The organism is Thomasclavelia sp., from assembly GCF_017889095.1.
GTDB lineage: Bacteria > Bacillota_I > Bacilli_A > Erysipelotrichales > Coprobacillaceae > Thomasclavelia.
In genome coordinates this window covers 1-7148 of sequence record NZ_JAGHEW010000246.1, presented here as the reverse complement: position 1 = coordinate 7148, position 7148 = coordinate 1, and the positions used below count along the sequence as shown (strand labels likewise).

Below are 7148 nucleotides of genomic sequence, written 5' to 3'. Positions count from 1 at the left end.
GCCTGAAAGCTGGCAATTGCCAGCTTTTACTAATGCTCATTTTCTATTTTAAACGAAATTCTTACTCCTCTACTTTCACACTCGGTTAAATTAAAACTAATATCTTTAATATAATCATTATTAATTAAATAAGTTTCTAAATTATCCTTTACAATCATACCATCTCGATAAATAATCTTAAAAATAACAAATCCACTATTTTCACTAAGATCAATTTTTAAATAGCGACAGTCTTTAAAATAACCTAAAACATCCTGAATAAAATTAATAAAATTCAAATCATCATAAAAACTATTTTTACTAATTAAAACACTATTACTAATATCATGACTTGGCTTAGTCAATTTATTGATGATCATACTATACAAAACATCAAAAACATCATTTCCGGTATCAACAATTAATTTATGGAGCATTACTTTATTTTTATAATAATCAATAATTTCATTTATTTTTTCATATTCATGTTTATTTAAGTAATCTTCAATTTTAAAGATCGTATAAAATAACCGATGATCTAAAGCATCGATTTCATTTTTTACATTTGACATTGCATAATATTTTTGTCTTTCAAACATTTCTTTTTGTCTATCTTCCATTAAGCGAATCTTTTCTTTATTTTCACGATTAATCAAATTAATTATATACATAAATAAAACACATAAAGCAAACAATAATAATGCATTTATATTCAACAAATCAATCGTTATATCATTTAAAAAGATCTTATAAGCCATATTATATAATAAACAAATCAACAATCCCTCAAAAACAATAACAACTTTCCATTTAGTTAATTCTAAATTTAATGCCAGTTTATTTTTTAAACGAAGACAAATTATATTGATAACAAACTGTAATATTCTAAAAAGCAGATCAAGATAAATGTGATTAAAAATATCTCTTAATCTTTGAGAAATAACAGCATAAATTAATAACATTCCATTATATAATAATATGACAAATATTTGACTAAAAGAAATTCTCTTTAAATAAACAAAAACCGCGAAACAAACAATTATCGCTATTAAAATTGAAGCAAAAAAGTTGAAACAATGATATATTTGAAATATTTGCAAGCAAATAAGCTGAATCAAAGTTACTAAAAAAATAAATCTTTTCTTATTATCTTTAAATTCAAAAAATTCCGCTATAAACCAGGTAAACAATAAAGCACCAATTAAATCAATTATTCCTTTAAACACTATCATCTAATTAAATAATCCTGATAAAACAAATCAAAACTCTTTTTATAATTACGACCGATTTTCAAAGACTCATTATTGATCATAATCAAATTATTATTTTGATAAGTAATTAAATGATTGATATTAACAATAAATGAGCGATGAATTTGAATAAATATTTCTTTAGGTAAAATCTCATACCACTTCTTTAACGTTCGGTTATCATAATATTCCTGATCACTGGTAACCAGTCTTACTTTATGATCCTGGCTTTCTAAATATAATATTCGATTTAAAGAAAGCTTACATTTTTTATTTTTATAATTCAACTGCACAAACACTTCCTCTTTAAATTCATTTCTTACGATTGAATAAAAAACATTCAAATCTTTCTTATAATTTGTTTTTCTAATAAAATAATAAGCTCTTACATCATAAGTTTCATGAATCAAATCATTTCTTGCTGAAACAAAGACAACAAAACATTTTCTTTGAAAAGCTTGTATTTCACTAGCTAATTTTAAGCCACTGACACTTTGTAAATCAATATCAATAAAATAAAACAAATACTGATTCAAATTCTTGATTTGATCAAAATCACTGCTAATAATATCAACTTCAACTTCTTCAACAAAATGACTAAATCCCAATATCAAATCTCTTTTCATTCCTTGTGCAAACTGCAAATCATCATCAATAATCACCAATTTCATTTTCGTCCCTCCCAACAAACTAATTTTATCATGAATAGATAAAATTTTTACTATCTTCTTAAAAAAATATTCTAATAAATACTTGTATGATTACATAAATATAAATTATATGGCAATAATTTAACCAAAAAGCTTCTATCTTCGTAAACAATTGCATTTAACGGTTTAACCGTTATCTTTTGTCGTATCCTTTCTTTAGGAGGATTATTATGAATTTTGGTAAAGATATAAAAAGATTCAGAAAAGAGCGCAAGTTATCAAGACGTGAAGTAGCAAATGCTTTAGGAATTGCTTATTCAACGTTAACTGATTATGAAAATGAAAAAATCGACCCACCATTGTCAAAAGTAATGAAAATATTTGATTTTTATCGAATTAACTTGCCTGCATATTTAATCACCGGTAAAGAATATATCATCCTTGATGATTTAAGTGACGTATGTAAAGATAAAATATTTTATACTATTCGTGAAGATAAGCTAAGATATAAAAAATACTAATGTGATTAAAAATAGATTTTGATAATCTATTTTTTTATCTACAATTAATATTATAACTACTTATGCATAAATTAAAATAGTTATCCATGTTCACTAATAAAAAAGATATCGATCAATCAATATCTTTTACCTTCTTATTTTCAACATACTGTCCACACTGAAGATAATTTAGTGAATCAAAACAAATTGGAATGCCAGCACTGAAGAAAAAACTCTTACCCTGTTGAACTTGGAAATGAATATGCGGTTCACTAGTATTTCCGCTATTTCCTACACAAGCTACTGGTTCACCTTTTTCTACTCTATCGCCAACTCTAACCAGGAAACTGTCCTTTTTTAAATGAGCAATCATGCTATATTCGTTTTTACTATGTTTAATCACCAAGTAATTTCCACGAACATCACTAGCATTACAATTTACTTCACCTTTTTTTATCAAAGTATCATTGAAACAATTTTTTATTTCAACAACAACTCCCCTAGCTGGAGCTAAAACAGCTTTTCCATAACAATAATAATCACTAACGTCATTGCCATCACCATGATGTGTTTTTCCCTCTTTGACAAGATAAAAATCATAAGCATATCTTTGATTTAAAATATTCCATGAATGTGAATGTTCTTTATCGATCCCGCCATTTACCACATAATAACAGCCTTGAAATGGTAACTGATATAATACTTGTGGCTGATAGTTTTTTACATTAGGTAAAATAAAAAAATTCCGTAAATATATAACCGGTATTCCAATTAGCATTCCTAGATTTTGAAAAAGGAGTTTTAAATCACTTACAGTATTATCATCTTCTTTTAAAACGATGATAAAAGAAATAATAACATCAACTATCCCTAATAAGAAAAACAAATAAAACAATTCCAAGATTCTAATCTTAAAAAACGTTCCAAGCAAACCAATTAAACCTAACCAGTATAACTTTTTGATAACTTTAACAAATAAATTCATGTATAAGCTCCTTAGAATAATTACCTTATCATCATTATACCAAAACAAATACTTTCAACAAACAAAAAAGATACCGAAGTATCTTTTAATCCAAATTACTATGTAAAGAAATCTCATTTACCATAATATTATATTTTTTCCCTAATGAATCAATAAAAGCTACCGTGCCATCATCATTTAATCTTTCAAAAGTAACCAAGCCATAGTCCTTAAAGGTAACTTTTCGATTTTTTAAATAAGCTATATCATTAGCATATCTTAGTATCTCATGATAGCCCCCTTGACGATAAAGATTATAATAAATCTTAAAAAATGCCAACATGGCAATCATGATTGTTTTTATTGGATAATCTTGTCCAGTTTTCATTTTCATCGAAGCAAAACTGCCGCTAATTGAATTAACATTTAAACCAATTCCAACAACAACCCCTTTTAAATCATTTTCATAAACTGCTTCTACTAAAATACCACAAATCTTATAATCATCAACATAAATATCATTAGGCCATTTAATTTTTGCTTTTATACCATAACGATCTAATAAACCCGCCACACTACAAGCAGCAATTTGGGTCATTTTATGAACATCCTGAGGATTTTTAAAATCCTTTACCAAAATACTCATCAACAAATTTTCACCCGGTTTACTTTCCCATACATGACCATTTCGTCCTTTTCCATTTGTTTGATAATTACATCGAACCACACTAAGATTAGCTAATTTGTCTAAATTTCTTTTGACATACTCATTGGTTGAATCTACTGTATCTAATTCTACGTAACTCATTATCCTCACCTCATTAATAAGCTACTTTTAATTATAATACAAGATCTATCAATAAACAATTAATCCACTACATAGAGTAAACAAAAATTATCAATTAGTAATTGTTCGTTTTCTTTGATACCAGTAAGACGAAAAAGCAGCCATAAAAATTATCACATATCCAACAATACTCATTAAATCAGGAATCTGATTTAAAAAGACAAAACCTAAAATGGCAGCAAATAATATCTGGCTATAATCATAGATAGAAATATCTTTACCAGGCGCATTATTATAAGCAGCCGTGATAGCAAACTGACCACCAGCCGCCATTAATCCAGCTAAAACTAAAATTCCTGTCTGTAATAAAGTCATCGGCTGATAATTAAAGATTAAATAAGGAATTACACTAATACATGAAAAACATGAAAAAAAGAACACAATTTTAGGTCCACTAACTCCCTGTTTTCCCAGCTGACGTACACAGGTATAAGCAATTCCTGCTCCTAAAGCGCCTAAAATTCCAACTAAAGAATTTACGTTGCTTAATAAATCGGTTGATGGTTTGATCACAAATAAACTGCCAATAAAAGCAATTACGATTGATAGTTTTTGCATTCGATTAGCTTTTTCTTTTAAAAATAATGATGATGCAATAATTACAAAAAATGGTGATAATTTATTTAGCATTGAAGCATCACTTACTAAAAGATGATCAACGGCATAAAAATTACATAATATCCCTAATGTTCCAAAAAAAGAACGTAATAATAACATTTTTAAGTCCTTTCTTTGATACTCAAATCCTTCTTTATTTTTTATCAATATTCCAAGGGCAAAAAAAGCCGCAATCAAATTACGAAAAAAACTTTTTTGAATTGAAGGTATATCTCCAGCCAGTTTCACAAATACATTCATTGCAGCAAAGAAAAATGCCGCTAAAATAATATAAATCATTCCCTTTTTAGTATTGTTCATAATTCCCTCCTAAACTATAATTGTATTATATCTATTATTATTGTATCGTCAAATAATATGCCTAATCACTTAAGGAGTTAATTTATGATCATTAAACAGTATCACCCCGAATTAAAAAAACAAATTATCGCTTTACAAAAACTATATTGGCATTCTACTAGTGACTACCCTGCAAATCCAAACACATACGCAACTGCATTTGTAATGATCCATCAAGGAACAGTAATTGGTCATGTCGCTATTTCCCAAAAATCATTCACGTTAAAAAATCATACTTATATTGCTTATGGATTAAATGAAGTAATTACTCATCCTCATTATCAAGGCAAGGGAATTGCCTTAAAATTAATTAAAGCCGCTAATGATTTTATCATTAATCAAAACTGTGATATTTCAATTTTTACCTGTCAAAAAGAGTTAGTTAATTTATATACTAAAGCTAATTGGAAACCATTAAAAAATAGTTATTTAGTCGGTGGAACAATTGCTCATCCTTTTTCCAGTAAAGCATTGAATTTAGTTACGATGATTAAATTCATCTCTCCTTTTAGTAAAATTCATCAAAAAGATTTTGAAAATACGGAAATATTGATTGAATTAGGTGAAAATAAATTATGGTAAAATCAACTTTTAAAACAACTATAAAAAGGATCACTTTGATCCTTTTATAACTTATCCAAAAACAAAAAATCCTGTTTTATTTTAATTTACTTTTATAATACATTTTTTGCAAAAAAACTAATTATGCCAATTTTTCTTCTCCCAAACAATTTCAACCTGTTTACCTTGATGCCCTAATCCAATATAGATGACTTTTCCTTCTATTTCTATATCATATTTATTATCCTTAATTTGCTTTACTGCCTGGTTTGCTAAATCATCTAAATTATTATCTTTATTCTTGGTATATTTAAACTCAATGATATAGGATACCTGGTTAGATAGACTTTTCAAAATAATATCACATCTGCCTAATCCTTCTTCCCGGTTACTTTTAATTTCATATTCATTACTAAGACCGGCACATAATCCCAGTAACATCATGTGATAGCTGTTTTCACCCTTTAAATCATGATATGAAGGTAACAGCATTAACAGTTTTTGATAACTTTGTTTAAACAGTTTTTCATCACTTTTTCTTAATGATTTAATCAGTTTATCAAAACTGCTTTCTGGTATTTGTAAATAATATGCCGTTAATGCTTTGATTTCTCTTTGAACTTCACGATTTGGAACAACCAAATGATATTCATCATCTACTTTCCGTTCAATCGTTAAATATCCGGCATTAACAAATAAGCCCCATAAACTGTATGTTTCCGACTGTTCAAAAAAACTTGTTTCCAGTAACAGATCAGTATCTAAATAACCGTTTTCAATCATAAATTCATAATCGTCTTTAAATGAAGCATCAGCTTTACCCATTGCATATTTAATCATTTTATTGGCACTGGTATTGACCCAGTAAGGTTCTAATATCTTGGTATCAGCGTAATTAATTAATGACCAGGGATTATAGATTTCATTATCACCAATATGATAGCCGTCATACATTTCTTTGACCTGTTCATTTAACTCCAATCCATAATAATTCAACAGTTCTTTTACTTCATCTTCATTGAAACCAAAATACTGGCTATATCTTTTATCATTTACCGTACATACAACCAAATTATTTAAATCACTGAAGATATTTTCCTTAGCTACCCTTTGAATTCCAGTAAGCATAGCATATTGTAAACTGTTAGAAGTTTTTAAGGCATTATGAAGCATTGAGGCTAAACCGTTTCTTATTTCATCATAGAACTTGCCTACATGGGCTTCGATAAATGGGGTATCATATTCATCAATAAAAACCATTACCCGTTTACCATAATATTTTTCCAACATTGTCATTAAAAAAGACAATGAATTAGCTATTCCTTATAAACTGCCATTATAAAACTGTGATAAATGATCTATTATTCCATCATACATCAGTTTTTCAAATTTATTCATATTTGAAAAGATCTGCTCATTTTCAAAATATAAAGCTAATAT

The 7148-nt window shown here is 27.5% G+C and carries 8 protein-coding genes; 2 read left to right on the top strand and 6 right to left on the bottom strand.

The window, feature by feature from the left end:
* Positions 1-29 precede the first annotated feature (29 nt).
* Both J7M77_RS11040 and J7M77_RS11035 read right to left on the bottom strand, forming a co-directional pair.
* Positions 30-1211 (bottom strand): hypothetical protein, encoded by a 1182-nt coding sequence (locus tag J7M77_RS11040; protein ID WP_296878489.1) that lies wholly within the window; start codon positions 1209-1211, stop codon positions 30-32.
* On the bottom strand, positions 1208-1900 hold the full coding sequence (locus J7M77_RS11035) for a LytTR family DNA-binding domain-containing protein (protein WP_296878487.1): 693 nt from the start codon (positions 1898-1900) through the stop codon (positions 1208-1210). The genes J7M77_RS11040 and J7M77_RS11035 overlap by 4 nt, the downstream gene beginning before the upstream one ends.
* Before the next feature lie 209 nt (positions 1901-2109).
* On the opposite strand from J7M77_RS11035, the gene J7M77_RS11030 reads away from it, so the two are divergent.
* Complete coding sequence (locus J7M77_RS11030) at positions 2110-2400, top strand: helix-turn-helix transcriptional regulator (protein ID WP_296878486.1); 291 nt, start codon at positions 2110-2112, stop codon at positions 2398-2400.
* Between the two features lie 112 nt (positions 2401-2512).
* Here J7M77_RS11030 and J7M77_RS11025 read toward each other — a convergent pair whose 3' ends face one another.
* From J7M77_RS11025 to J7M77_RS11015, 3 genes are all read right to left on the bottom strand, one after another.
* Positions 2513-3364 (bottom strand): M23 family metallopeptidase, encoded by an 852-nt coding sequence (locus J7M77_RS11025; RefSeq protein ID WP_296878484.1) that lies wholly within the window; start codon positions 3362-3364, stop codon positions 2513-2515.
* A gap of 85 nt (positions 3365-3449) precedes the next feature.
* Positions 3450-4151, bottom strand: a complete 702-nt coding sequence (locus J7M77_RS11020) for a biotin--[acetyl-CoA-carboxylase] ligase (protein ID WP_296878482.1) — start codon at positions 4149-4151, stop codon at positions 3450-3452.
* 90 nt (positions 4152-4241) lie between these two features.
* The gene (locus tag J7M77_RS11015; RefSeq protein ID WP_296878480.1) at positions 4242-5108 is read right to left on the bottom strand and encodes a DMT family transporter; all 867 of its coding nucleotides are present in this window, start codon (positions 5106-5108) and stop codon (positions 4242-4244) included.
* Between the two features lie 84 nt (positions 5109-5192).
* On the opposite strand from J7M77_RS11015, the gene J7M77_RS11010 reads away from it, so the two are divergent.
* Positions 5193-5729, top strand: coding sequence for a GNAT family N-acetyltransferase (locus tag J7M77_RS11010; RefSeq protein WP_296878478.1), 537 nt, complete (start codon positions 5193-5195; stop codon positions 5727-5729).
* 117 nt (positions 5730-5846) lie between these two features.
* Here the strand turns inward: J7M77_RS11010 and J7M77_RS11005 are convergent, their stop codons facing one another.
* Positions 5847-7016 (bottom strand): AAA family ATPase, encoded by a 1170-nt coding sequence (locus J7M77_RS11005; RefSeq protein WP_296878476.1) that lies wholly within the window; start codon positions 7014-7016, stop codon positions 5847-5849.
* Between the last annotated feature and the right edge of the window lie 132 nt (positions 7017-7148).

Excerpts from the sequence above, each read along its gene's own strand:
- J7M77_RS11040 (WP_296878489.1), bottom strand. The coding sequence starts at position 1,211 with ATGATAGTGTTTAAAGGAATAATTGATTTAATTGGTGCTTTATTGTTT.
- J7M77_RS11035 (WP_296878487.1), bottom strand. The coding sequence starts at position 1,900 with ATGAAATTGGTGATTATTGATGATGATTTGCAGTTTGCACAAGGAATG.
- J7M77_RS11030 (WP_296878486.1), top strand. The coding sequence starts at position 2,110 with ATGAATTTTGGTAAAGATATAAAAAGATTCAGAAAAGAGCGCAAGTTA.
- J7M77_RS11025 (WP_296878484.1), bottom strand. The coding sequence starts at position 3,364 with ATGAATTTATTTGTTAAAGTTATCAAAAAGTTATACTGGTTAGGTTTA.
- J7M77_RS11020 (WP_296878482.1), bottom strand. The coding sequence starts at position 4,151 with ATGAGTTACGTAGAATTAGATACAGTAGATTCAACCAATGAGTATGTC.
- J7M77_RS11015 (WP_296878480.1), bottom strand. The coding sequence starts at position 5,108 with ATGAACAATACTAAAAAGGGAATGATTTATATTATTTTAGCGGCATTT.
- J7M77_RS11010 (WP_296878478.1), top strand. The coding sequence starts at position 5,193 with ATGATCATTAAACAGTATCACCCCGAATTAAAAAAACAAATTATCGCT.